At 45.9% G+C, this 25,304-nt stretch carries 32 protein-coding genes and 1 pseudogene; 25 read left to right on the top strand and 8 right to left on the bottom strand.

Annotated elements, in window-relative coordinates; all coding sequences use genetic code 11:
* Positions 1-11 precede the first annotated feature (11 nt).
* The gene (locus GJB61_RS19800) at positions 12-383 is read right to left on the bottom strand and encodes a hypothetical protein (protein ID WP_154120733.1); all 372 of its coding nucleotides are present in this window, start codon (positions 381-383) and stop codon (positions 12-14) included.
* A 194-nt stretch (positions 384-577) separates the two neighbouring features.
* On the opposite strand from GJB61_RS19800, the gene GJB61_RS19795 reads away from it, so the two are divergent.
* Genes GJB61_RS19795 through GJB61_RS19775 form a run of 5 tightly spaced genes read left to right on the top strand, consistent with a single transcriptional unit; the run spans position 578 to position 4,132 of the window.
* Positions 578-1,552, top strand: coding sequence for an ABC transporter ATP-binding protein (locus GJB61_RS19795; protein ID WP_154120780.1), 975 nt, complete (start codon positions 578-580; stop codon positions 1,550-1,552).
* The gene (locus GJB61_RS19790; RefSeq protein WP_154120732.1) at positions 1,545-2,291 is read left to right on the top strand and encodes an ABC transporter permease; all 747 of its coding nucleotides are present in this window, start codon (positions 1,545-1,547) and stop codon (positions 2,289-2,291) included. Before GJB61_RS19795 ends, GJB61_RS19790 begins: the two co-directional genes overlap by 8 nt.
* On the top strand, positions 2,291-2,665 hold the full coding sequence (locus GJB61_RS19785) for a GntR family transcriptional regulator (protein WP_154120731.1): 375 nt from the start codon (positions 2,291-2,293) through the stop codon (positions 2,663-2,665). Before GJB61_RS19790 ends, GJB61_RS19785 begins: the two co-directional genes overlap by 1 nt.
* A 13-nt stretch (positions 2,666-2,678) precedes the next feature.
* Positions 2,679-3,380, top strand: a complete 702-nt coding sequence (locus GJB61_RS19780; protein WP_338115962.1) for an ABC transporter ATP-binding protein — start codon at positions 2,679-2,681, stop codon at positions 3,378-3,380.
* The gene (locus tag GJB61_RS19775; protein ID WP_154120729.1) at positions 3,374-4,132 is read left to right on the top strand and encodes a hypothetical protein; all 759 of its coding nucleotides are present in this window, start codon (positions 3,374-3,376) and stop codon (positions 4,130-4,132) included. The genes GJB61_RS19780 and GJB61_RS19775 overlap by 7 nt, the downstream gene beginning before the upstream one ends.
* Positions 4,133-4,303: 171 nt before the next feature.
* Here GJB61_RS19775 and GJB61_RS19770 read toward each other — a convergent pair whose 3' ends face one another.
* The 4 genes from GJB61_RS19770 to GJB61_RS19755 form a co-directional block, all read right to left on the bottom strand.
* Positions 4,304-4,687 (bottom strand): PilZ domain-containing protein, encoded by a 384-nt coding sequence (locus GJB61_RS19770; protein WP_154120728.1) that lies wholly within the window; start codon positions 4,685-4,687, stop codon positions 4,304-4,306.
* 229 nt (positions 4,688-4,916) lie between these two features.
* Positions 4,917-5,204, bottom strand: coding sequence for a hypothetical protein (locus GJB61_RS19765; protein ID WP_154120727.1), 288 nt, complete (start codon positions 5,202-5,204; stop codon positions 4,917-4,919).
* A 292-nt stretch (positions 5,205-5,496) separates the two neighbouring features.
* On the bottom strand, positions 5,497-6,543 hold the full coding sequence (locus GJB61_RS19760) for an anthranilate phosphoribosyltransferase (protein WP_154120726.1): 1,047 nt from the start codon (positions 6,541-6,543) through the stop codon (positions 5,497-5,499).
* A gap of 16 nt (positions 6,544-6,559) precedes the next feature.
* Complete coding sequence (locus tag GJB61_RS19755) at positions 6,560-7,156, bottom strand: ANTAR domain-containing response regulator (protein ID WP_154120725.1); 597 nt, start codon at positions 7,154-7,156, stop codon at positions 6,560-6,562.
* Between the two features lie 292 nt (positions 7,157-7,448).
* Between GJB61_RS19755 and nirB the strand changes: the two genes are divergently transcribed.
* The 9 genes from nirB (at position 7,449) to GJB61_RS19715 (ending at position 14,331) form a co-directional block, all read left to right on the top strand.
* Positions 7,449-9,878 (top strand): nitrite reductase large subunit NirB, encoded by a 2,430-nt coding sequence (gene nirB, locus GJB61_RS19750; RefSeq protein WP_154120724.1) that lies wholly within the window; start codon positions 7,449-7,451, stop codon positions 9,876-9,878.
* A gap of 24 nt (positions 9,879-9,902) precedes the next feature.
* Positions 9,903-10,214, top strand: coding sequence for a nitrite reductase small subunit NirD (gene nirD, locus GJB61_RS19745; RefSeq protein WP_154120779.1), 312 nt, complete (start codon positions 9,903-9,905; stop codon positions 10,212-10,214).
* A gap of 33 nt (positions 10,215-10,247) precedes the next feature.
* The gene (locus GJB61_RS19740) at positions 10,248-11,102 is read left to right on the top strand and encodes a formate/nitrite transporter family protein (RefSeq protein WP_154120723.1); all 855 of its coding nucleotides are present in this window, start codon (positions 10,248-10,250) and stop codon (positions 11,100-11,102) included.
* Positions 11,099-11,866: a uroporphyrinogen-III C-methyltransferase gene (gene cobA / locus GJB61_RS19735; protein ID WP_154120722.1), complete on the top strand. Its 768-nt coding sequence runs from the start codon at positions 11,099-11,101 to the stop codon at positions 11,864-11,866. Before GJB61_RS19740 ends, cobA begins: the two co-directional genes overlap by 4 nt.
* A 172-nt stretch (positions 11,867-12,038) precedes the next feature.
* Entirely contained in the window at positions 12,039-12,845 is an 807-nt protein-coding gene (locus GJB61_RS19730) for a glycoside hydrolase family 73 protein (protein WP_154120721.1), read from the top strand.
* Between the two features lie 5 nt (positions 12,846-12,850).
* Positions 12,851-13,132 (top strand): holin, encoded by a 282-nt coding sequence (locus tag GJB61_RS19725; protein ID WP_154120720.1) that lies wholly within the window; start codon positions 12,851-12,853, stop codon positions 13,130-13,132.
* A gap of 126 nt (positions 13,133-13,258) precedes the next feature.
* Positions 13,259-13,681, top strand: a complete 423-nt coding sequence (locus tag GJB61_RS19720; RefSeq protein ID WP_154120719.1) for a hypothetical protein — start codon at positions 13,259-13,261, stop codon at positions 13,679-13,681.
* Between the two features lie 119 nt (positions 13,682-13,800).
* Positions 13,801-13,947 carry a hypothetical protein gene (locus GJB61_RS31295; RefSeq protein WP_195724402.1) on the top strand — a complete coding sequence of 49 codons (147 nt, stop codon included), beginning with the start codon at positions 13,801-13,803 and terminating at the stop codon, positions 13,945-13,947.
* 165 nt (positions 13,948-14,112) lie between these two features.
* Positions 14,113-14,331 carry a hypothetical protein gene (locus GJB61_RS19715; RefSeq protein ID WP_154120718.1) on the top strand — a complete coding sequence of 73 codons (219 nt, stop codon included), beginning with the start codon at positions 14,113-14,115 and terminating at the stop codon, positions 14,329-14,331.
* A gap of 78 nt (positions 14,332-14,409) precedes the next feature.
* Here the strand turns inward: GJB61_RS19715 and GJB61_RS19710 are convergent, their stop codons facing one another.
* Positions 14,410-14,652 (bottom strand): hypothetical protein, encoded by a 243-nt coding sequence (locus GJB61_RS19710; protein ID WP_154120717.1) that lies wholly within the window; start codon positions 14,650-14,652, stop codon positions 14,410-14,412.
* Positions 14,653-14,818: 166 nt separating this feature from the next.
* Between GJB61_RS19710 and GJB61_RS19705 the strand changes: the two genes are divergently transcribed.
* The 8 genes and pseudogenes from GJB61_RS19705 (at position 14,819) to coaD (ending at position 20,560) form a co-directional block, all read left to right on the top strand.
* A complete protein-coding gene (locus tag GJB61_RS19705) occupies positions 14,819-16,519 on the top strand; it encodes an alpha/beta fold hydrolase (protein ID WP_154120716.1) in 1,701 nt (566 codons plus the stop codon).
* A 171-nt stretch (positions 16,520-16,690) separates the two neighbouring features.
* A complete protein-coding gene (locus GJB61_RS19700; RefSeq protein ID WP_229522024.1) occupies positions 16,691-17,242 on the top strand; it encodes a hypothetical protein in 552 nt (183 codons plus the stop codon).
* A gap of 164 nt (positions 17,243-17,406) precedes the next feature.
* Positions 17,407-17,805 (top strand): VOC family protein, encoded by a 399-nt coding sequence (locus GJB61_RS19695; RefSeq protein ID WP_154120714.1) that lies wholly within the window; start codon positions 17,407-17,409, stop codon positions 17,803-17,805.
* Positions 17,806-17,911: 106 nt separating this feature from the next.
* Positions 17,912-18,163: pseudogene (locus GJB61_RS19690) on the top strand (DUF2935 domain-containing protein); the annotation flags it as partial.
* A 179-nt stretch (positions 18,164-18,342) separates the two neighbouring features.
* A complete protein-coding gene (locus GJB61_RS19685; RefSeq protein ID WP_154120713.1) occupies positions 18,343-18,828 on the top strand; it encodes a DUF2798 domain-containing protein in 486 nt (161 codons plus the stop codon).
* A gap of 168 nt (positions 18,829-18,996) precedes the next feature.
* Complete coding sequence (locus GJB61_RS32405) at positions 18,997-19,110, top strand: YjcZ family sporulation protein (RefSeq protein ID WP_338115976.1); 114 nt, start codon at positions 18,997-18,999, stop codon at positions 19,108-19,110.
* Positions 19,111-19,449: 339 nt separating this feature from the next.
* Positions 19,450-20,058: a 16S rRNA (guanine(966)-N(2))-methyltransferase RsmD gene (gene rsmD / locus GJB61_RS19680; RefSeq protein WP_338115961.1), complete on the top strand. Its 609-nt coding sequence runs from the start codon at positions 19,450-19,452 to the stop codon at positions 20,056-20,058.
* Positions 20,042-20,560 carry a pantetheine-phosphate adenylyltransferase gene (coaD, locus tag GJB61_RS19675; RefSeq protein ID WP_154120712.1) on the top strand — a complete coding sequence of 173 codons (519 nt, stop codon included), beginning with the start codon at positions 20,042-20,044 and terminating at the stop codon, positions 20,558-20,560. The genes rsmD and coaD overlap by 17 nt, the downstream gene beginning before the upstream one ends.
* On the opposite strand, the gene GJB61_RS19670 is transcribed toward coaD, so the two are convergent.
* Positions 20,532-21,758 carry a nucleoside recognition domain-containing protein gene (locus tag GJB61_RS19670; protein WP_154120711.1) on the bottom strand — a complete coding sequence of 409 codons (1,227 nt, stop codon included), beginning with the start codon at positions 21,756-21,758 and terminating at the stop codon, positions 20,532-20,534. The genes coaD and GJB61_RS19670 overlap by 29 nt on opposite strands.
* Before the next feature lie 131 nt (positions 21,759-21,889).
* Between GJB61_RS19670 and GJB61_RS19665 the strand changes: the two genes are divergently transcribed.
* On the top strand, positions 21,890-22,927 hold the full coding sequence (locus tag GJB61_RS19665) for a SepM family pheromone-processing serine protease (RefSeq protein ID WP_338115960.1): 1,038 nt from the start codon (positions 21,890-21,892) through the stop codon (positions 22,925-22,927).
* Here the strand turns inward: GJB61_RS19665 and GJB61_RS19660 are convergent.
* Entirely contained in the window at positions 22,917-24,155 is a 1,239-nt protein-coding gene (locus tag GJB61_RS19660; protein ID WP_338115958.1) for a nucleotidyltransferase, read from the bottom strand. The two genes, GJB61_RS19665 and GJB61_RS19660, sit on opposite strands and share 11 nt — an antisense overlap.
* Before the next feature lie 150 nt (positions 24,156-24,305).
* Between GJB61_RS19660 and GJB61_RS19655 the strand changes: the two genes are divergently transcribed.
* Both GJB61_RS19655 and rpmF read left to right on the top strand, forming a co-directional pair.
* Positions 24,306-24,815 carry a YceD family protein gene (locus GJB61_RS19655; protein ID WP_154120708.1) on the top strand — a complete coding sequence of 170 codons (510 nt, stop codon included), beginning with the start codon at positions 24,306-24,308 and terminating at the stop codon, positions 24,813-24,815.
* Positions 24,816-24,893: 78 nt separating this feature from the next.
* Positions 24,894-25,067 carry a 50S ribosomal protein L32 gene (gene rpmF, locus GJB61_RS19650; protein WP_019911234.1) on the top strand — a complete coding sequence of 58 codons (174 nt, stop codon included), beginning with the start codon at positions 24,894-24,896 and terminating at the stop codon, positions 25,065-25,067.
* Positions 25,068-25,304: the final 237 nt, after the last annotated feature.

Genomic DNA, 25,304 nt, shown 5'->3' with positions numbered 1-25,304 from the left:
GTTTATTGATATTAAATCAACCGGTAGCCTGACGGCAGGTCACCACTACTGCGGATATTGCGGATCTGCTCTAAGGTAAGACGCTGATTGCTTGATATAATGGATTCCACATCATTCCCGTTAATGTAGTCGTCAAGATCACTGATGCTGCGATTTCCACGCAGTACCCGGAAGTTACCTCTAAAGCGGGTTCTTGTGAACAATACCAAGGTAGCATTACTGCTGGTGGAGAAGAAACGTAAGCTTTCTATCCCGTCGAGAATAGAATCTGTATTCCGGATGCCAAGGTTGCCAGTATAAATCCTGCTGCTTCCACTGAAGTTTTCCTCATTATAAACGGTCAGGCGCGGGTAAGTCTGAGACACATGGACTTCTTTTTTCATTTGTCATTCCTCCTTTATTTGCTATTCTATGTTTGGTAATAGGTTTGGTTTGGTTGAGAGACTAGTAGAGAGTCCAAATCGCAGAAAAATTTTACATAAATTAGGCTTTACAGATCATCTATGTTAGTGTACTATTTAACTATAACACCGACACAATGAAAAGGTCAGGGAGGATTTCGATGAATCAGATAATGATGAATCAAATGACGATGAAGCAGCAGAACGTAGAGCCTGGTAAGGAAGCACCCTTAGTGCTGCAAATGAATGGCGTGAGCAAGATCATCAAGGGGAAGTCGATTGTTGATAAGCTGTCTTTTGATATCCGTAAGGGTGAGATTGTCGGGCTCCTCGGACCCAATGGGGCAGGCAAAACAACGACGATTCGGATGATGACGGGTCTGATTCGGATGAGTGAAGGCGATGTGATGATTCAGGGCCATAGTATCCGGAATGATTTCAAGCGGGCCATTGCCCACATTGGAGCCATTATTGAGAACCCGGAATTCTATCCGTATATGACCGGACTTGATAATCTGAAGCAATATCAGCGGATGACAGATGAGGTCAATGACGAGAGGATCAATGAGGTTGTACAGCTGGTAGGATTGCAGGAAGCGATGAACAAGAAGGTGAAGGCCTATTCGCTGGGCATGCGTCAACGTCTAGGGATTGCCCAGGCATTACTTCAGCGGCCAAAGCTATTAATCCTCGATGAGCCGACCAACGGCCTTGATCCTGCCGGCATTCGCGAGATGCGCGAATACATGCGCACGATTGCCGAGGTGGAAGGCATCTCCATTCTAATCTCCAGTCACATGCTGGCTGAGATTGAACAAATATGTCACCGCGCGGTGGTCATTCAGAACGGCAAGCTGGTGACGGTGACGAAGTTGGGTGAGGAGCAAGAAGCGGCAGCACAGGTGAAACTAACGATTCGTGTTGATTTGCTCCAATCTGCGATAGACATCGTGGAAGGAACAGAGATTGCACAGTTGAATGGTATGGATAGTACACGCGCTGAGCTGACAGTAACGCTGTTGGATAGTAATGTACCTGCGCTTGTAACAGCCCTTGGGATCGGCGGAGTGGGTATCTACCGGATCACAGAGCTGAAACAAAGTCTGGAAGAAGATTTCTTGAAATGGACAGGAGGGAACCTCATTGCGTAGATTTAATAACCTGATGATTAATGAATGGCTGAAATTGTCCAAGAAGCGCATGTTCTTTATGCCGTATGTGCTGCTCATTCTATTACCGCTGCTAGTAGGTTATATAGTACATTCTGTATCTGCTGAATTATTTGGATCGGCCTTTGACTTCTCTTCGACGATGCTGCTGCCCAATGGCATTGGTCAGGCGTTAACCATTCTTGCTATCATCGGTACAGCTGGTGTTGTGTCCAAGGAGTACGGGCAAGGAACCATTAAGTTCCTTCTCATTCGGGCCCGCAGCCGCACCGCTATTCTTGCTTCCAAATATGTGATCGTACTGGTCTATGCTTTGACTCTGACGATAGTTACTACTATTGCAGTCTACGGCTCCGGTATTTTATGGTTTGGGCTAAATGGGGGAGAGGCTGGATTCTCAGAGATCCTGTTGTCGGTCTTATATGGTTTTGTGTACACCGTTGTGTATGTAACTCTGGCCTTTATGATCGGTATCTTGACGACTTCCACTGGAGTAACGATCGGGATCACAATGTTCGCCATTACGATAGATAAATTGGTCATATCTCGTGATTTCTACAAATATGTATTATTCCCTAACTTGAATCTTTCTGCATACGAAGGGAATGGAGCACCCATGCGGGGGATGACCTTAAGTTTCTCCATTACGATGCTCGCCGTGTATATGCTTCTATTTCTCTTGGCCGGATTTGTCGTGTTTAGACGAAGGGACGTTGCTTGATGACAATCGAATTCGATAACAACCTGCCGATTTACCTCCAGATCATGAATTACATCAAAGGAGAAATCGTCACAGGCAAGCTGAAACCAGGGGATAAGATCCTCTCGGTGCGCGAACTAGCCAGTGAGATGCAGATTAATCCGAATACAGTGCAAAGAACATTTCAAGAACTGGAGCGTGAGGAGATTGTGGAGACACGGCGCGGAATGGGTAGATACGTCACAAGCAAGGAAGAGACAATCATGACGATTAAAAAAGAAATGGCCAAGGACATTTTAGATCGTTTTATCCGTGGGATGCAGGATCTTGGCTTTCAGGGAGAGGATATTCTAGCGGCTGTGGCGGAGAGTATCGGGACCAAGGATGGAGAATAGGGGGATTAGCAAGGTGGAGAATATCCTGGAAGTTCATGAGGTTACGAAAAAATACAGTGCCACACACGCACTGCGCGGTGTATCCGTTACCCTGGGTGCAGGTAAGATCACCGGACTGCTAGGCAGCAACGGCAGCGGTAAAAGTACATTAATGAAGATCATTGCTGGTCTGACCCACCCAACCTCCGGTTCTGTAGCCGTTCTTGGGGGACCTGTGGGACCTGCGAGTAAGGCGGTTGTATCCTTCATGCCTGATCGACCGCTGACCGAATCATGGATGAGTGTTGGTGATGCTCTAAAGTTTCAGCGTGCGTTCTATCCTGACTTTGATCCAGACAAAGCTCAGCGCATGCTGGAATTTATGAAGCTGAAGGAAAAAGATAAGGTGAACACCTTGTCTAAAGGAATGAATGAGCGGTTGCAGCTTACAATGGTCCTGTCACGCAGAGCGAGGCTATATTTGCTGGATGAACCTATTGGTGGGGTAGATCCAGTGGCGAGAACTCGAATTCTTGATGCACTGGTGGAGTTTTATGAAGAGGACAGTACGATATTACTCTCGACCCATATGGTATCAGACATAGAGCGAATATTTGATGATGTGATATTTCTGAAAGAGGGAGAAGTCATCATGCATAGCGAAGTGGATGAACTCCGGCTCCGTCACGGGAAGAGTATCGATGAACTGTTTAGAGAGGTGTATGCAGAATGCTAATGCTGCTTAAGTATGATTTCAGACGCAATCGGGACCGGATTCTTCGAGTTTTTGCAATTACCCTGCTGGTGCAAGTCGGCTTATGGATATTTGCGGGTGAAACCGGGATATGGCGGTTTGGGGAGAAAACGAGTGAAGGGATGTTCATCGGAAATATAATTACCTATTTGATTGCCGGGATTATCCTCCAAATCTATAACGTGCGTACCTATGATCACAATTTGAGATCCTATCATCGGCGGCTATTGCCAGTGAACCCTGTTCTTAGTGTTCTGTCTCCGCTGCTATTGGGATGGATTCTTCTGCTGGGAGTCGTGGTGATGGCTGGGTTGCATCTGGGTCTTTATATTATGTTTCATTCGGCAGATTTCCTTCCGGTAAATTTTTGGACTCTTTCATTCGGAAGTATGCTGCAAATGCTCTGGGTAGCAGGGTACCTGATGATTCTTCTGATGCTGTCCATAACGGTGGCACGAAGTGTGCGGATAAAGGGGCAGGTGTGGATAGGAATCGCAATATTTTTTATACTCAATAATGGAATTTCCTATATAAAGCAGCAGCTATTTAGTAATTCTTTTAGCGGATTGGAGAATACTTTACAGTTTCATATGGTTGAGGGAAAGATTACGCCTGACTTTTATACAAATTCCGGCAGCATCATTAACCTAGGGCCGGCTGTGTTCGAAGTGATTACGGCAGTTCTGCTACTATATGTAACAGTCCTACTTGTTAAGAAAAGAGTAGAGTCCTGATAGCCTACTTAGTTAGGAAATTAGTCACTTATCTTCATCGCCGGAACAATGGTATTATCATCTAAAGATGTAGTTCAGTGGACGAGAGTAAGGCTGGATAAGCTTTGCTTTCGTTTTTGCGCAAAAAAACGCCACTCCTGTGTGGAGGGCGTCCAAAGAACTCCATAGATCCTACATTCCTTCAACATTACTTCGAGCACTTGTCCATGTTTCCAGTTCCCGTAGAAGTTCATCTTCTTCGGCTTCCTGCAGATCCAGTCTTACTCCATATTGGTACTGGCCGAGACCGAACATCCAGCCCCAACGTACACTGCCCTCAAATTGTAGCTTCTCATCATTTAATTGAAAATGAATAATTAGCTTCGTATCGCCCGCTGTGAAGCGGAGATTTAAGGAAGTACGTACCTTACAGCCGGAATGGCTGAGGTCAAGCAGTATCCCCTCAGTTAACTTTCCGGCTCCGGGACCAGCATTACTGGCTGGTACTTCGAGCCAGCAATCAATAGGCTGATTCATTACATAACGGAATGGTTCTTTTCTACTGGAGCCGCCCATAGTTTACCTCCGCTTGTTTATTAGCTATTATATCGAAATGAGCGGAGTAGGACAATCTACTAAAGTTCTATTTTTAAAAAAGATAATAATTTATTTGTTTCACACATTAAATTATCCTTATTACGAGAGGGAAAACCTGAGGGGATTGTGCTCAAAATGGGAGCCCCTCCGCAGATAAGAATCTACCGGAGAGGCTCCCGCAAAGGAGAATTATGAAGAAGCGCTAGAGCTACTCAAGACTGTAAAGAGAAGCCATACAATCCACAAACATCTTATTGTACTGGGACCGGCTCAGGTCGGTAGTAGAGGCAATGTCTCTGCCCAGAAATTCAAACCAGGTAATTTCAGTCCCGTCTTTTTTATAGACGAATTTCTCATGTTGAATTGCGAATACATCATTTTCATAAGTAGGAACATGCTCATACTTCAATTCCACACCTTGCTTCTCTGAGATCAGTGTAGCCAGTAGGATCAGCATCTTGAACGGGTCGTCGTACATTTCGAATTGTTCGGACAAATGAAATCACTCCTATTTTTGGCATCTAATGCTTAATAAATTATACTATATGAGATTCATGTAAGCACTATCATTCGCAGAACTCAGGACAATTTTTATACAAACTATGAGCTTTATCAAGAAGAAATGACTCCGCAGTTCTGTGGGGAATCAGTCGAATGTTAAGAACCATTCGAAATGGCTTCTTGAGAACCACGAACGATCTGGAATAAACAGCACCAACACAGCACAAAAACCGCCGAAAGATGGCGGTTTTTGTGCTGTGTTGGTGCTCAGATTTGTTGTTGTATTTTTACGCTGGGCTAATGGAGGCTGCTTTACTGCCTAGCAGTGCGCTTTTCCATCTGGTGTAGACGGACCAAGCTTCACCGTTATCCAATAAATGCTTGCACGTATACACTCCTTCTTCTAAAGAATTGACCTTTCCGGCCAAATGCAGCCTTGCTGCGCCGTTTAACAACGTCTGATTATAAAAGGCCATGTGCCCGCCTCCCTGCAGTACAGCTTCTGTTGTTGTTATCTGCTGAAGGGCCGTCCAATCTAATTCAGGTACTTCGGTGTCCAGACCCAGCGACTCTGGATCGATAATATCCAAGGCGGAAAGACCATTTTCTATAGTGTATACACGGGTTGGACGGTCAATATAGAGGTCCTCAGAGCCTTCTACACCTTGGATGATTAATGCTTTTTGATAACCAAGTTTGATAATGAGTCTGGATAAGAGGTCGAAGACGGTATTGTGATAGATACCGAAGACGATGAAGGGAGAGCAGGAATAATCGACTAGCTTCTCTACTGTATTAAAAATAGTCCGCATGCCAATATCTTCACGAAGACTCCGGATCGCTCCCAAGGGAGGACACCACTGTTCCGCAGCAGCGAACAGCACTCCGCTCTCACGGGCAGCAGTTACTGCTTCCCTACGGGTTAGCTGGGTGACATTAATCCCGGTTTCGTGAATGATATCCTGCAGTGTCACTCCCCATTTGGGCGGCAAAGAGGCGGCTCCATGCAAAGTAACCGGCAACCCTGCTGCCGAGAGTAGAAATGCTGTCGGGAACGTTGACACAAAGGAACGTTTTCTTCCATCGTAGGGACCTGCGCAATCCAGTCCCTGCTGCAAGGGTTCGCGATGTGCGTATTTACGGCAAACGCTGACAAAGGCTTCCAGCTCTTCTATACTTTCAAGTTTGATGCGCTCGGCGATAAGAAAAGCTCCAATCTGTACAGGAGAAGCGGTTAAGCCCAGAATAGATTCTGCTGTATAGACGGCTTCTTCGTAGCTTAAATCACGGGCCCCGCGCTTACCTCGGGCGACTTCTTTTAATATATTTATCATAAATAAGTAAGCCCCCTTATGTTTGATCCTGCAACAGCTGATATACCTTGACGATAGAAGTGGCTACGTCAACCATACGCTTGCGTTCGTTCATCGCTTGCTTGCGGAGAAGGTCATAGGCTTCTGATTCGGAAATGTTCTTCACCTTGGACAGAATGCCCTTAGCCATATCAATCCATTTCCGCTCCTCAATTCGGGACAATAGCTGCTCCCGTTCCTTCAGCCATTGCTGCCGCTCGAAGCATTGTTTTGCACTGAAATGAAGGGTCCAGTGAATCTCCTGAGCGAGCATAGAAGGCGATAATACACCATCTACCATAATATTGTCATCACAGGCAGCGACAGAGAGATTTGCAGTCTCGTGGGTACACCACCAGATAATCGGCGCAATTTTTTGCTGCATGAGTAGAATACCCCAGGTGTTGATCTCTGTAATCGGGCATTGGAGAATCGAGGCATCCGCATCTCTGATCATGGACAGAGCTTCCTTTGAGGTAGTGGCGATCTTGACAAGATACCCACAGGAACGAAGAACACTGTCAGGACTGCTAGCTGAACGCTCTTCTATGTCTATCTCTGCCATACTATTATGAATGATCAACAGGGAATGCATAGTTTGACGCTCCTTTATAACTATATTGAATCTTAATGTTAATTTATATAACACAGATGCAACCGATTTGTCGATAAATTTAAGAATTTAAAAATTTAAATGTCATAATTGTTGACGTATCTCTATTTTCTGTTGTATAGTCGGTTTAATAAATAATCAATCACGAATACAATGATGTATTCGCTTGAAGCGGCAATGGCGCCTGCTTTCACTTATCGCAATGGAAATGGTTGTTTCCGGGCGGAGTGGAGCGGGCTGTTTGCGTTTTCTACATGGAGAGGAGAGAGATAATATGACAGCTACACGCAAAAAGCTGGTACTGGTCGGCAATGGCATGGCAGGGGTGTGGGCGATTGAGCACTTGCTCAAATTGGCTCCCGAGGCTTATGAAATTACAATATTCGGATCTGAACCGCATCCTAATTATAACCGAATTATGTTATCTTCTGTTCTTGCTGGTGGAGCAAATATGGATGAGATCATCATTAATGATCTGGAATGGTATCGCAGCCACAACATTACCTTATATATTGGTCAGACAGTAACTGCGATAGACACCGATAAACGAAAAATCTATTCTGATCAAGGGATAGAAATAGAATATGATGAGTTAATTCTGGCAACCGGCTCCCATCCTTTTATGCTGCCGTTGCCGGGTGCAGATAAGAAAGGTGTTATTGCTTTTCGTGATATCAAAGACTGCGAGATTATGCAGGAAACTGCGAAGTCATATCGGAAGGCGGTTGTGATTGGCGGAGGCCTGCTCGGCTTGGAGGCAGCTAGAGGATTGTTACATCTCGGGATGGAAGTCTCGGTTGTTCATATCAATGAGTATATTATGGAACGTCAGTTGGACCAACCCGCCTCTATCATGCTCAGAAAAGAGCTTGAGGATCAGGGGATGAAGTTCCTTTTAAATAAGCAGTCGGAAGCCATCCTTGGCCAAAAGAGAGTCAAAAGTTTACTATTCGCTGACGGAAGTACAGTTGAAGCAGATTTGATTGTAATGGCGGTCGGCATCAAGCCCAATATTAAACTAGCACAAAAGAGTGGGATTACGATCAATCGCGGCATCGTAGTCAATGATTATATGGAGACGAATATCCCTGGCATCTCAGCTGTCGGTGAATGTGCAGAGCATAGGGGAATCGCTTATGGGCTCGTAGCGCCCCTATATGAGCAAGGAGCTGTTCTAGCCAAAAGGTTGGCCGGAGTTGAGACTGAAGGTTATGCCGGCTCTGTGACATCAACCAAACTTAAGGTGTCTGGTGTGAATGTCTTCTCAGCAGGCCAATTTGCGGAGCCAGAGAATTCTCGCGCACTGCGTTTTCAGGATGAGATAGATGGGGTATACAAAAAATTGGTCATCCAGAATGACAAACTCATCGGAGCTGTGTTATTTGGTGACACCAATGATGGAGCACAGCTGTTCTCCATGATTAAGAAGGGCGAGAATATCAAAGGGCGGGAAAAAGAATTGCTGTTAGGAATATCCGCGGACGCCATCTCTGCGAGCCAAGGGAATCGGCTGGAAGAAATGGCAGATGATGAGATCATCTGCGGCTGTAATGGAGTATCCAAGGGGAGAATCGCTGAAGCGATTCAATCCGAGGGCTGCACCAGCGTAGGTCAGATTAAAGCATGCACCAAAGCCTCTGCCTCCTGCGGCGGTTGTAAGCCTCTAGTCGAAGGATTACTGCAATTGTATGCAGGTGATGCAGTTGTAACTGTCAAGGAAGGGATTTGTGGCTGTACCTCACTGGGACGTGATGAAATCGTCTCCGAGATAAAACGTATGGAGCTCAAGACGGTCAAAGAAGTGATGAATGTGCTGGAGTGGAATGTGGAAGAAGGCTGCTCCAAATGCCGTCCTTCCTTAAATTACTACCTGGGGATGCTCTGGCCCGAAGAATATGTGGATGAGAAGGAATCACGGTTCACGAACGAACGTTATCATGCCAACATTCAGAAGGACGGGACTTACTCAGTGGTTCCGCGAATATATGGTGGTGTAACTTCGCCGGCAGCCCTCAAAAAGATTGCTGAAGTAGCTGAAAAGTTCGATGTGCCAATGGTGAAGTTTACGGGCGGACAGAGAATCGATCTGCTTGGGGTTAAGAAAGAGGATTTGCCGAAGATGTGGGAGGAGCTGGATATGCCCTCCGGCCACGCTTATGGGAAGACACTGCGCACAGTGAAGACCTGTGTTGGTTCTACCTTCTGCCGCTTTGGCACACAGGATGCTATTGGAATGGGGATTCGTCTGGAAAAAGAATTCGAACGGCTGACAGCGCCAGCTAAAGTTAAACTTGCTGTCTCTGGCTGTCCACGCAATTGTGCGGAAGCGACGATTAAGGATTTTGGCGTGGTGGCAATTGATGGGGGTTGGGAACTGCATATCGGAGGTAACGGCGGTGTACATGTCCGTGCAACCGATCTGCTCTGTGTAGTGAAGACGGATGATGAGGTAGTAGAGTGGGCGAGTGCTTTTCTCCAATATTATCGCGAGAGTGCTGGATGGAATGAGAGAACGGCAGCATGGGTAGAGCGCGTAGGTGTGGATAGTGTGAAGAAGGCCTTGGAGAATCGTGAGGATCGTCTGGCGCTGCAGGAAAGAATACAGAAGACACTCAGCCTGACAACCGACCCTTGGAAGCAGATTGTGAACGAACCGGAGCTGCGCAAGAATTTTGAACCCATCACACAAACTGAGACTGTATAAAAAGAGGGGGCCTATGCTATGAATATGACCAAAATGCTTGTGGGAAAAGTTACTGATATTGATCTCTTGGGCTCTCGCACCTTTAGAGTAAATGACACTGATATTGCCCTATTCCGTCTTTCCGATGGTGAAGTCCTGGCAGTTGAGAATAAATGTCCGCATAAAGGTGGAGCACTGTCAGAAGGCATGGTCTGCGGCTCCAAGGTGCATTGTCCGCTTCACGATTGGCGTATAGATTTGCATAGTGGAGCTGTGCAGGAACCGGATACTGGCTGTGTTACCACTTTTAATGTAGAGATTGATCCGGACAACGGCGCCATCTATGTGACCATTTAATAGAAATAACTTATAAAAAGGGGGGGGATAATCATGGACTACGTGAAGCCTAGTGAAGTTCTGAATTCAATGGTGGAGGCTGGAAAAAATAAAGCGGAATCATCCATCATGCAGCTATTGGTACGAGGGAGTCTGGGTGGCGCAATTCTGGCCTGTGCGACAACACTAGCCTTTACAGCAGCGGCTCAGACAAAGATTCCGATGGTGGGGGCGCTGTTATTTCCGGTAGGCTTCGTAATGATTATTCTACTCGGTTTAGAGCTGGTTACGGGCAGCTTCGCCTTGATCCCGCTGGCGGTGCTGGAGAAGAAAACAACGGTAAGGCGAATGCTGAATAATTTCCTGTGGGTTATCCTCGGGCATTTGCTTGGCTGTGCGGTATATGCGGTTCTGTACGCACTTACGATTACGAAGATGGGCACCGATATGAGTAATCCGATAATTCAAACCCTGATTACGGCCAGTGAAGGCAAGACCCTTGCCTACCAGCATTTGGGAGGAGACGGGATGCTGCTGGCCATCATCAAAGCCATGTTGTGTAACTGGATGGTTACGCTGGGGTCAGTAATGGCATTAACCTCTAAATCCACATCAGGCAAAATAATGGCCATGTGGCTGCCGATTCTGACCTTTTTCGGTCAAGGCTTTGAACATACGGTAGTGAACATGTTTGTCATTCCCGTAGGTATGATGTTGGGGGCGAATGTTACCTTTGCAGATTGGTGGATTTGGAATGGCATACCTGTCTTGGTCGGTAATTTCATCGGTGGTGTTGTATTTACTGGTATCCTGTTCTACCTTTCACAAAGAAGCTTTAAGACAGGTCGGGCCTCTGCCGACAAGATGATATCCCCTTCATTAGTAGAGAAAGTAGAGAAAAGTTCATGAGGCCGGGTAGTGTAGCCATTGTCGGAGCGGGACCGGGCGATCCGGAGTTAATCACTATTAAAGCGATGCTCCGTATCCAAGAGGCAGACGTAATTCTATATGATCGACTTGTGAATGAAGAATTGTTAAACTATGCCAAAATAGAGGCTCTCCGAATCTACTGTGGCAAATCACCAGGTCATCATTCTATGCCGCAGGAGACAATCGAACGGTTAATGATTCAATATGCTGCCGAAGGCCACAAAGTGGTCCGTCTGAAAGGAGGAGATCCTTTTGTATTCGGCAGAGGTGGGGAAGAAGCGCTTGCTGTGGCAGAGGCAGGTATTCCTTATGAAGTTATACCGGGGATCACCTCAGCTATTGGTGCAGCTGCTTCTGCTGGAATTCCGCTGACTCACCGGGGGCTCGCTGCCTCCTTTGCCATTGTGACCGGAAGTCGCTGCCATGACCATGCCTCGCCTGTCCGCTGGGACATCCTTGCGCATAGTGTGGATACGATCGTCGTGTATATGGGGGTTAGCCAGCTAAGTCACATTCGTGAGCAGCTACTGCTGCATGGGAAAGATATTACAACACCAGTTGCGTTGATCGAGAATGGCACTACGTCTCGCCAACGGACTGTGACCGGAACACTTGGAAACATTGATAAGCTGGCTGCAGCGATGAAGATCGCTAATCCGGCGCTCATTATTGTTGGGGAAGTTGTGAAGGTGCGTGAGCAACTGCTGAGTTTGGAAATTACGACCAGATCGCAAATTGGCTAACATTGGAATGATGTGCACGCTCTTGGAGCGTGTTTTTTTTTGCCCAAAGATAAGAATTTATCCGTCTATTCTTGTAAAACAAGAATCTAGCAGAAACAAAGCAGTTAGTAGGGGATAAGCACAAGCATTTAAAGAGAAAGTGCATTAAATATGATAGAAAGGATGTGATGAAATGAAGGAGCCGGAGTTTATTGCTAGGATTGCTCCTTATGCTATAGAAAATATGCGAGAAAATAAGATTGCCGCCTCACTGACCATTTCTCAGGCGGCGCTTGAATCTGGCTGGGGCAGCAGTTCTTTAACGGTAAAAGCCAATAACCTGTTCGGTATCAAAGGCAAGGGTCCAGCCGGAAGCATGATGATTCAAACTACTGAATATGTTAGTGGTAAGGCTGTACAGGTCGCTGCTGCTTTTCGCGCATACAACAACTGGGGCGAATCTATTGCTGATCATTCCGAGTTGATTGTGGGTGTGGGCTCAAGGGATAATAGCCGATACAGTAAGGTGATTGGCGCACTTGGCAAGACCGCTGCTCTAGAGATCGCTGCAGCCGGATATGCAACGGACCCGAGCTATGCAGCAAAGCTGATTCAGATTATGAACAGCTTCAATCTGTATCCATATGACGATGAGGTGAAGGAGGATGATGAAATGTCGGCAGAAGACAAACAAAAGCTTGTTGATCTGGAAACGGGGCTGACGGAACTGCGTAATTTGATAACCAGCCTCACTGTCAGTAAGGATACACTAAAGACAGGTGTGCAAGAACAGGGTCAGTCCATCAAGAACGTATCAGAGCGCCTGAGCCTGTTAGAAGGACAGATAGCGATGGCTTTACCCGCTTGGGCGCAGCCCGCGGTGAATGCGGCAATCGCTGCTGGACTACTAGACTCTCCTTCAGGAGGTAGCTATGATTTCTATCGAATATTAACTGTGCTTAATCGGGCAGGACTGCTGATAACAGGTAAGGAGGATTGATAAATATGAATAATGATGCACTTAACAATGTGCTTGCTTTTGCTTCTGTACTGGCTGTTTTTGTAATGGCGCTTGTGCAGCTTGTGAAGAATAGTGTAAAGCTTCCACGTAATATAGTGCCAGCTGTAGGATTGGTAATAGGACTCTTGGTAGGGGCGATTGCCTATCCTTTTACGGACATGAGTCTTATTCTGCGTCTCTGGGCGGGTGGGCTTGCAGGACTCTCTGCGACAGGGCTTTTCGAGCTGGCCTTTAACAAACGGGAGGGAACAACCAAGGATGGTTAATCATGTCTTTGAATGAATGATGATCTCCTCTCCTAAAACAAGCATATAACACTGGTGATATAACCACACACTCTATCAGAATTATTAATACATTATTGTATGTCAACAAGAAAGGAGGTGCTTTATATGGGAACTTATCTTGATGCAAGAACCTCGCAGAACGCCAGCTACGCGGGTTCCATAGCGATTCCTATTCTGGTTGTCGATACCCCGCAGCTCTTTGGTCAAATTGGTCTGATCACCGAGGGCGTAACCACGAATCCGCGTGTTCTGCTTAAAGGAACGATATCTGTTACGCTTCCTTTAGCTCTGGCGGGAATCACCATTACGATTGTCAGAGGAACCTTGCCAACCGATCCCTTGGTTTATTCTGCTACTTCCACTTTCGATCTTAGTGTATTGGCTCCGCAAGTCATTACCTTCTCGGCTGCTGATTTCTTGCCGCCGATTACCCCGCAGTTAACCTATACAGCCTTTGTTGCTTCGAATATTCTTGGCACAATTCGTGTAGGTCCAGAGAGCTTTGATGGTATTCTGGTTTCTGATTAATCCACATTTGTTTAACCCCGTCAGATCATGACGGGGTTCTTTTTGACTGATTGCCCAATCTTTAAAGACATTCACTACATATTCTGTTCTGTACTCAACTTTAAGGAGGGGGTTTTCTAATGGGTGCTGATTGCGGTTACGGCGGCAATGTTGGCGGCGTTGGTGTAGGACCATGTCCGGGTCCGGTAGGTCCTTGGACTTCTACAGGTGCGATATTGGTACTTTATATCTTGCTAGTTATTATTTTAAGTGCCTGCTTTATCTAGGGGGACGATATTAATAATCTGATCTTGCCTTTCAAGGGTGGCTTCTGTCTTTAACAGGGGTCATCTTTTTTCTTATATTCCTAAATCTTTAATTGCCAAATCATCCAGACAGATAAGTGATCTCTTGCATCTCTTATTCTATAAAAAGAAAAGAGGTGTTGGATAATGTCTGTTGAGAATAAAGCAAGAATTTGGAGAGCTTTAAAGGCTTTGCGGGCGCAAAGAGTTATTCTATTGAGAAGACTTGCAGAAATAAATGAAAATCTTCGTTGTTTACCTCTTGGAAGCCGGGCAAGACAGGAAGTGTTGGAAGCGAGGGTGTCCATTAAAAGAGCTCTACGTTTAAATGAAATTGCAATTAAAAATTTGCGGAGGTCTTGTTAAAATCTTTAGAATAGCAGAAATAGAAGGTATGGAACTTCTCCTGCCTTCTATTTTTTTGTATCTATTTTTTTAGTAATATCATGAAATGCGTTCAACAACAAACCAATATCTTTTGTCGCCTTTGGGGTACCAGACTACACCTTCTACAACATCACTTGAACTTATTTGCTCAATGACTTCCTTGCCATTCAGTTTTCCTGCCCATTTCATTAATGTTTTATTATAAAGTGTGGCAATTAGATCCTGAACTGTTTCTCCAGTAATGATTTCGTTGGGATCTCCTTGAGGCGGACAACTGCGATATACAGATAGCTTTAACAAGTAGATACCTCCTTACATCTATTTAATCTTTTAATCATAACAGCACTTGGAGACAAGCGGGAGAAATTAATTAACTTCTATTGTGCTAGAATTTCCAAATGATGCTGTAACCAATCTTAATGTGTTCCGTAAAAAGTGTTGTGAGTCAAGAGAGGAGAGGGTTTTGGTGAAAAAAGGGTTAGCGATTGTCTTGTCTTGTTGTCTACTGCTCTCAGGAGGTTGGGCCTGGCCAGCTACAACAGCGCACGGGGCAGCGGGAAAAGTGAAATTCAGTATTAATAATGAGGCGTTGATACTCCCGGTGGACGGCACACCCTATGTAAGCGGCTCGACTGTGATGGTACCCCTCCGTATAGCAGGAGACGCACTGGATCTTACTGTTTCCTTCATTAAAAAGAATAACATCGTTCAATTAGCGGGGGGAGAAAGTGAGCTCACACTTAAGGTTGGAGGAAGTGAAGTTACGATTAATGGGCAGGACACAATCGCCTTTGACGGCAAAGTGGTATTGCGAAATAATCGTATTTATGTACCCTTGTCCTTCTTCTATGCACTGGGACTGGTGACCACTTATGATGCTGTGTCGGGAGAGATTGTTGTGAACACTCCACAAGCAATGGCCAACACGGTTCTCGGTCTTTTTACCTCTGGTAAATATGAACTGCTGTCACAACGATATTTTAGTGAGGTTATGCAGACAGCCGTCTCTGTTCCACAGCTTCAGCAGGCCTGGGAAAGCATCGCTACTCCGAACGGAGACTTTGTGCAATTGAAATCAGTTCAATCTAGCAAAGGAAATGATGGGCTTACCATAGTAAGCACTGTCTCTTTTAGCAAAGGAGATGTAGCTGTAACAAGTCTATATAACAATAACGGTCAAATTATTGGGCTCCACATCTCCCCACTTCCTGCTGATTTGGTTATTCCAGCGGGTGTAATAGAAGAGGAGATCATTATAGGGGCAGGAACGACACATCCACTGAAGGGTACACTGACATTACCTAAGAATGCGACGGGTCCATTGTCTGCAGTCGTGTTAGTTCAAGGGTCAGGGGCGTCGGATCAGGACGAAACTGCGTACGGGTACAAGCCGTTCCGCGATATCGCATGGGGGCTGGCGCAGCAGGGGATAGCGGTTCTCCGCTATGACAAGCGTACTTATACTTATCCGCAACAATTTATGGGTGAAGCAGCCGCAGGTGTAACCGTCAAAGAAGAAACGGTAGACGATGCGATTGCGGCTTCTCTGCTACTTAAGAGCGACAAACGGATTAATCCAGCACGGGTGTATATGGTTGGGCACAGCCTGGGGGGGATGCTGGCACCTAGAATAGATGCGGAGGGCGGTGATTTTGCCGGACTCATACTATTGGCAGGATCACCGCGGAAGCTGTGGGAGATTATGAATGATCAATACGCAGCCATTTTTAAGGTCATGGATGACAAAGACCCACTTAAGGCACAATCTCAAGCCATGCTCGCAGCAGAAATAGCAAAAGCGAACCAAATGAGTACATGGAGCGAGACGGAGGCTAAAGCAGCAACTTTGTTTGGAAGCCCCGCCTATTACTTCATGGAGATGGACCAACATAGTACAGAGACTATCGCCCGCAAACTGACCAAACCGGTACTTGTGCTGCAGGGCGCGGATGATATCCAGGTCTATGCCAACAAAGACTATACACTGTGGCAGGAAGTATTGAAAAATGATCCATTGGCTGTTTATAAGCTATATCCGGGCTTGAATCATTTCTTTGTCGATTACGACGGGGTTGGAGCAGGAACCGCTACAGAGTATAACGTTGCCGGGTTTGTGGATGCCAAAGTGATTAGCGATATAGGGGAATGGATAAAGGTGCAGAAATAATATAGAGGGGGCCGTCTAATAGACGGCTCTTTTTATACATATATGTGATATGAATAGGCTAATACCATATATTTGCATATTTATAGTAACATTTTTAACTGACGGGTATGCTTAATATTGATAAATTATAACATGAAAGCGCTATTTATAACATGAATCGGGGGAATGTATGTGAAAAAAGTTACAAAATTATTGCTAGTTGCTGGTATTTCTTTGGCTGTTGTAGGGGCAGGTAATAGCTCCGCTCTGAACAATGTTTCGTCGGCGGCAAGTGCTCCGCTTAAGGTAGGCCGGGTTGAAGCGGCTGCTCATGGCACAAAATGCTTTACTGTAGCAGTTGCTGTAGTTCAAAATGGTGTGATTGTAGCTGCCTCGCTGGACGACTATCAATTCTTGGGCTCAGATGTGGCAAAGGGAGTGCCTAACTCTGACTCCGATTTCGGACAGAATTACAAAGATCCAGCAATGGTCCTTGCCTCGAAGAAGGCTAATACTAAATATTACAGTGAGCACATGAAAGAAGAAGCCAAATCCACGGTTTCTTATGACAAAAACATGGCTGCTGTTGAGAAATATGCAACTGGCAGAACAATCAAATCACTTGAAGCTACACTTACGCACAAGACCAAAGAACAAATGGTCGATGCTGTAAGCGGAGCTACTCTAGTGGATACTCAAGGTTATTTAACAGCGATTCTGAACGCTGCTAAGGCTGCGAAATAGTAATTCGTTTTGGTAGAAACATTAAGAGACTCCTTCACGGCTATAAGTGAAGGAGTTTTTTTGTACAATGGTTTAGTCAGATCGTCAACTTCAGCATTAAAGGCGTTGATTCTCGCTAATGATGTTAATAAACAAAAAATTTAGTCTGTTTGAGGAGGGCATATATGGAATTTGCTGATGTGTGTCTCATAACTGAAAACGTGGTAGTCCTTACTAAATTTTATGAAGCAATATTGCAAACAGTAGCAGAGGGAAATGATATTCATGCGGAAATTGAAACTATAGGTACAGGTTTAGCAATTTACTCGAAAAAAGCTGCTGGAACTGATATGGGATTTGACTTTTCAAAACATTGGGGAATAGGAAATTTCACTTTGGGGTTTAATGTGTATGATGTAGATATGGAATATGAAAGATTAAAAATTATGGGTGTTGAATTTCTGACACCTCCTACTACTTATCCTTGGGGTGCAAGATCAATGCATTTTCGAGATCCCGATGGCAATATAATTTGTTTTAGAAGCAGACCAATCGTAGGAGACCACCATTCTATCTTCAATTAAATGTCATTCCTCACTCACATGTATCAAAAGAACGGTATGTGGGCAGTTACTTCGGTAATTGCCAGCGTATCGTTTTTTCTATATTTCTCGAAGAAGGCATTTAAGAATGCGACCACAATCACAAACGGTTCCCCTATTGAGTCAATTTGTTGATGAAAACCGAGTTTCCGTTCAATCTTTACGTGATTTTAAAAAGACAGCGCGTGATTTAATCGATGAATGCAAAATAAAGAGTATTATCCACCCGTTGTTAGCCGATCATGTATTCCGCGAAGCTGAACGATTCCTTTTTATTCTGGATATGTTTGATCAATCCCTATCAGGTTTTAAGGTGAACAAGAGAGAAATATTACACTGATACGTTGTGAAAGTTTTGCTTGAATTTAATAAATTCCCAGTAAAAAGGTCTGATATTCATTTGGAAAAAATGTTATGATTATTAAATCAGTGTGTAGAGATATTGGTTTTTTAATGACCAAAAATATATGTCTCTTGATACGTCTGCCATCTGAAATAGTATTCGCGGAGATGACAAACATGCATGGAGAAACAAGACTTCCTAGAAACGCAAAAGAAGGTATATTATTTTTATTAATTATTTCAATCATTTCAGTAAATACTATTGCTCCTATTATTGTGGGATTGGAACGAGGGTTCAGCAAGGAAGTGTATATAGATACACTAAAGATTATTCCATTCATGTGGATAATCGTAGTTTTATCCGTAAGATTAGTAGCAGGACCAGTAGTTGGGAAAGTAATGCCCAAATTCATAGGACAAACTGATGGATTTAATGCTAGGGTACTATTGAATACTTTTTTGAATGTCACAGTGTTATCTATTTTACTATCAATTATAGGCACATGGGTTGGGACGAAACAAATAAGCATAGAGCCATTTAAAAACTTCCTTCACATTTGGCCAAGAAACTTTGGTATAGCATTTTGGATTGAACTGTTGGTTGCACAGCCGATAGCAAGATTTGCAATGAAAACATTACATGCAAGACAGAATCGTAAATAGAAATTGTAAATGTGTAACTTACCAGAACGTTGCAGACGAATACAGAAATTAAGGGAACGTCCATGTGGGCGTTCTTTTCTTTCGCAATCGGACGATACTCTGCACCTCCACTTGAAGTCCCCCGATTCTTCAGTTCTAAACAGTACATTATTGCAAAGGAGTGATTAAATAGTGAGCGAAGGTATTGGCGGATACGGTGAAGGATTTACTTCTACAGGTGCTATCCTTGTTCTGTTTATCTTGTTAGTAATCATCTCTAAAGCCCCTAGACGCCACCATTAGCAATAAATCCTTACTACATAAGGCTCTACAAACATAAATTCGGGGCCCTATCACTAGGGCCCCTTTCATGGGAGAGGAGAAACCGGACGAAGAGCTTATGGGGAAACGTAAGCCTGCTCCGCGGTTGTCTACGACATTTTGCGATGTCGATAACTACATGATGTCCCTCGATGTCCAGTCTTATACATACGATTGAAATTATTATGGAGATCGCAAGTGACGGGCTGCATGACATATAGAGACAATCTTTTTTATTTCATGCTGCAAATGTGGTACGATAGGCGTGGACTTATGCCCCAAACCGGCATAATAAACAGAGATATAGAGCAGGTGAGATTGGTGAGAGTTGTATCGGGAAGTGCAAAGGGGAGACCCCTGAAAAGTGTTCCGGGCAGCGGAACGCGGCCAACGACCGACAAGGTTAAGGAAGCGGTATTTAGTATGATCGGCCCTTATTTCGAAGGTGGCTCAACGCTCGATTTGTTCGCGGGTACAGGCGGACTGGGAATCGAAGCCTTGAGTAGGGGGATGGACAGCGCGGTATTTGTGGATATGGAACCCCAAAGCATTGATACGGTGCGCGCGAATTTGAAAGCTACAAGGCTTGAAGAGAAGGCAGAGGTATACCGCAATGACGCCGGAAGAGCACTTAGTGCGATGGAGAAACGGGGACGTTCTTTTGATCTTGTCTTTCTGGACCCTCCCTACCGTCTGAAGCACGGTGACGAGCTGATGCTTGCTATGGCTCAAAAAGGCTTGCTGAACAAGGAAGCAGTAATTGTACTAGAACATGAATCGGCCTACGGGTATCCCGAAGATATTTCGGGGTTCTACAGGCTGCGTCAGGCCGTTTATGGGGAAACGACTATTTCTATTTATCAGTATGAAGCTGCTCGTTCGGAAGAAACCAAGAGTGGTGAGGGAGGTACAGATGAGTCTACAAATTAGAAAAGAACGCGTGGCTATATATCCCGGTACATTTGATCCGGTAACCATGGGGCACATGGATATTATTCAGCGTGCAGCGAAGCAGTTTGATCGTTTGATCGTTGCTGTGCTAAACAATTTAAGCAAGAATCCATTGTTCACTGTAGAGGAACGAAAGGAGCTTTTGCGTCAAGCTACCCATGACATTCCAAATGTGGAAATTGACAGCTTTCGTGATCTTTTGGTCAATTATGTCCGGCAAAAGGATGCCCAGGTCATCGTACGCGGCATCCGTACAGTCACTGATTTTGAATACGAACTGCAAAATGCCTCTATTAATCACAATCTTGATCCGGATGCCGAGACCATTTTTATGATGACGAATCCGAAATATTCTTATTTAAGTTCCAGTGTGGTTAAGGAAATCGCTCATTTTGGCGGAGATGTGACGGATTTTGTGACGCCAGAGGTTGAACAAGCCATGAAGCGTAAATTCAGCCCCTCTGACGACGAATCGAAGTGAGAAGATAGACAGTTAAAGAAAGCAGCGACAGTAGAAGCAACAGTAGAACTTGCAGGCCTAGTAACTTGGGAAAAAAAGACCATAGATCAGCAGTTTCTACCGTTCTAGATTGCAAGGTTTCAGAGCCGGCAAGCACAGGCAGGACAGCAACACGTAACGCCAAAAGTGGTTTCCAGAACAATAAAGTTAGTCCAAAAGCATACAGTCCGTGCAGTAGACGAACGGCCGCGAAGGGCAGAAATTTCATTCCGGCCGATTTGAGCACCGTTAATACCTGGATTTGCGCACAAAGTCCGCTCCAGCCAAGCGCTGCCGACAGCAGTGCCAAGCCGACGACTCCTGATACGCTGCCAGCATTGACGTTGATTGCGCCTGCGCTTAGTGCTCCGGCACCTAAGTGTATTTCCAATAGGCTGGCTGGCAATGCCGAAGGCAGCATCGGGAATACCGAGGTTACAATACTGCTGATTACAGCGAACATAATCATATATCCGCCTACGATCATTAGCGTTTGCACAGCTGATGCAACGGATTCACCGAGCAGCTTGCCGAAGCTCCGCCCATCCTGCCTACGAGCATCTGCTGAGGCCTGCAAGATGCGGCGGTGCAGAGGGGCTGGCTTTCTTTTTGCCGTTATCTTCTTGGAAGGTGGCAAATCCTTGGACTCTCTACTCCACCTGCTCGCTGTAAAGCTAGCTAGCAGGCCCGATAGCCAATGGATAGCAAGTAGGCCATAGCCCGTTCCGGGATTATGCAAGAGCGCTACGCCGACAACAATGAGCAGAGTTACCGGACTGGCAAAATGGGCCAGTGATGCCAGCTTTCCTGCCTCTTTATCCGTTATACTCCCCTGCTTATGCAGTTGTGCTACACCTCCGGCCCCGCCAGGGAATCCGGCTGTTATACCTTGGGCCAGTGTCCAGCCACCTGCGCCTGGAAGCCGGAAGATCCGTGTCATGAGCGGCTCCAGCAATACACCAAACCCATGCACAAAACCTGAAGCCGTCAGCATTTCAGACAGAATAAGGAAGGGCAGCAGTGCTGGGAATACAAGAGTCCACCAGAGCTTGAGACCCTGAAGTGAAGCCGCAAAGGAAGATTCCGGCGATGATACGATGGCGATGGCAAGCAGTATGGCGAGTATCCCGGACACAAACGGTGCAGAGCCTGTGGCGATCCGGCGTATTTTAATGTACATTTCTCATATCACCTCTTCATAACTTAGGACAGGACGGGTATTGTTAACAATTTATGCAGAGTAGACAACCGTCATGCCAAGCAGGAGGAAACCCATATAGCTACAGTGTCGTACGAAAGAAGGGAAGAGCAGTGAAGCAGATGAAGCGTCGGACGGGATTTCGCGCCACAGCATACCTGATTAGCTTTGTAGTAGTCCTGTATGTTGCAGTATTTATGAGTACGCCATTCATTGTGTATCAGCCGGGGAGTGCCTCTGAGGTTGCACCTATGATTAAGGTGGAGAACGAAGATCCGGCTGAACAAGGGACCTTCATGATGACTACGGTATCAGCCAGCTACGCGAATGTGGTATTACTGGCGGCTTCCCTGTTTAATTCCAATGCAGAGATTGTTCGCAAAGAAACTCGGCTGGGCGATAAATCAGAGGACGAATATGCAGCGGAACAGGTCTATTATATGAACAGCTCTCAATCTTTTGCTGTGCAGGCCGCTTATCACGCAGCTAACATTCCATACGAGGATATTACGGAATATCTGTATGTATTCTCAGTCCCTGTAGAGAGCAATTCAGGACAATTTCAACCTGGCGACAAAATCATTAACGTAGATGCACAGGCAGTTACCGATCCGGAAGCCTTGTCGGCGCTTCTGTCCAAAAGGAAGGTTGGGGAGAAGGTTGCGGTTACGTTACAACGTGCCGGTAAAGAGCTTAAAGAGCAAGTGACGCTTGTAGAGATCAAGAATAAAGATAACATTTCGGTCCGCCCTGGCCTTGGAGTCGCGATTGGCGCGGTGCAAAAAGTACAGGCTAAGGAAGCTGGAAAAGGTGTCAGCTTTGTAGACACCGACGTAGGTGGTCCCTCCGCGGGTCTAATGTTCACGATGGAGATTTATAACCGGTTAACTCCGGGTGACTTGTCTAAGGGTCACAGAGTAGCAGGTACGGGTACCATTGATGCTGCGGGGAATGTTGGAGCTATTGGCGGAGTGAAGCATAAGATAGTCGCTGCGGACCGGAAGGGCGCGGAGATTTTTTTCGTACCTGTTAAGAATTATGAAGAAGCTAAGGCAAAAGCGGATGAAATAGGCACAACGATGAAGCTGGTGCCTGTCTCCACGTTGAGCGAAGCTCTGAAGTATATGAAGGAGCTTCCGGTCAAACCCTGACCGGAGGCTCTAAATAATCGCGGTATAGATCACCCCGCAGCGGATTAGCGAATGCTCCTGCGTATACGGTGGCTGCTTGCAGATCGCGTTCTAGCTGAGGATGGGAGCAAAGCGACGGCCGCATAACAACGGGCAGAGTAGCGCTTTGCTTCATTTGTTTTAACAGCGTCCGCCCACTCTCGCGAAAGCCGAGAATGCGGATATAGCCGGGTCCCTGTGCTAGAATGGGTGAGGCCAATTCTTCTTTGGAATGGTTTAGCAGGACATGCAGCAGCAGGCGCTGCAGCCGGGTCTGGGTGTAGCGCTTGCTCTTCAACAGAGTAAGCAGGCTTGTCACAGTGAATTGCTCTAGCTGCGGCATAAGGCGCAGGAGCCGATGCTCCAGGCCTTCGTTCATATCCTGAATGAATTGCAGCTCTGCGGCGCTGCGTGTAGTGAGTAAATGCTTAAGCGGAGTTTGGAAATCCTCCAGCCCTAGCGGACCTCGGCCAGCTGTGTACTCACGCTCTAGTATAGATAGACTATAACTGGGCATATATGAAGCTGGGGAGCCGCCCTCCTGAAGCAGCTTGCGGATAGCTGTAGCGCTGGCGATGGCTGAGCCTGCCTGCAGTGGATCATGGAAGCCCGCGCCAGTGCGTGGCACTGTCAAGGGCTGAATCTTGCTCTGCAGCCGCTGCAGAGATATTAAGTAATGCAAGCCGAGACTGTTGTTCGGCTGGCGCAGCAGTTCACTGGCATCTAGGGGGTTCTCCTGTCCCAGGAGAGAACCCTCCCAGGCAGAAGCCGCCGCTGCGCTATAGGCGGCGGGGAAGCTACTCCCGAGCGCCATGCGGCGGCGGATTTCGCCCTTAAGTTCGCTGCTCTCTTCGGCCAAGTATTTGGCCAGCGGCAGCAGCGAACCCAAAGTGCCAGCTTCGGAGCCGAAGCACAAGCTGTCCACGACTCCGGTCGCTTCCAGCAGTGAAACTGCTCCGAAGGCGAACCATTCTGCCGGCTGGATGGCGTAAGCCACCGGCAGCTCAATGACGAGGTCGGCGCCCATATGGAGCGCCATCTCTGTCCGGGCCTGCTTGCTTACCGTTGCCGGCTCGCCGCGCTGGGTAAATGGACCACTCATAATGACAATAGCCTTCTCCGCGCCGGACAGTCTTTTGGCCTCTTTGAAATGGTGGACATGCCCGTTATGTAAAGGATTGTATTCAGCTACAATTCCGACTGTAGTCACAGTTACTTCACTCCATCTTCTATAAAATATAGTATTATTAATAGTTATATCATAGTTCACCCTATTTCCAGAAATAATATAAAGGGAAAAGGGTTGACAAAGATCAACATAAATAGGTATAATAAATTTTGTTTGTTTGGAGTGATAGTTATGAAAATGCAATTTCGCAAAATTGCGAATGCCGACGAGCCTTTGCTGCTCCAAGATAGTCTGGATGTAAGCGAGGTTGTCAAAGGGCGCAAGGATATTCTGGCTGTTGCACCGCTCTCAGTGGACCTTAAAGCGCTGCCCGCAGGCACCGATTGTGTGCAAGTGGTGGGGAAACTGAGTGGAGATGTGGACATGATGTGTTCACGTTGTCTTACCGAGGTCAAGAGATACATGAACATTCCTTTTGCCGAGACTTTCAAGTGGCTTAAGCAGCCGGTTCTTCCGGAAGATGAAGATGGGGAACTCATTTACATCAAGGATGAGAGTGTGGATCTTATCCCGTATGTGGAAGAAAATTTCGTACTGCACTTACCGGATTCGGTATTGTGCAAGGCAGATTGTCTTGGTCTTTGTCAGAAATGCGGACAGAACTTGAACGAAGGCACCTGCAGTTGCGACAACACAGTGATCGATCCTCGACTCGCTGGGTTGAAAAACTTTTTTAAATGAAACATTGAATGAGACTAAGCACATCCTGCTGTCTAAGCAGGTTGAACGAAATACTGTATATAAGGAGGTGTATCACAAATGGCAGTACCTCAACGGAGAACATCCAAAACCCGCCGTGACAAACGCCGCACACACTTTAAGTTGGTTGTGCCGGGCATGGTGAAATGTGAACAATGCGGAGAGTTGAAACTAGCTCACCACGTATGTAAAGTTTGCGGAACATACAAAGCAAGAGAAATTATCAAACAATAGTTCTGACAAGTTCTGAATATATTTAAGAAGTAGCACTTCATCTGCCGGTGAGGTGCTATTTTTTTTGCCGAATAGAGCGGTAGCGAAGGCAAAGCTTTATTTTTGGTGCGGCATGCTTTATACTACATATTAGTACCTGGTTCTAAATAACATATATAACTTATACTATTTAATAACGGCGGCCATTCTAGCGGCCGAGTGCTTTCATTAGCATGTGCCAGGAGGTGAGCCGCCATC

Source organism: Paenibacillus monticola, from assembly GCF_009664975.1.
In the GTDB taxonomy this organism is placed as follows: domain Bacteria; phylum Bacillota; class Bacilli; order Paenibacillales; family Paenibacillaceae; genus Paenibacillus_AQ; species Paenibacillus_AQ monticola.
The sequence above is the reverse complement of the archived record's forward strand: the minus strand, read 5'-3'. Positions and strand labels throughout refer to the sequence as shown.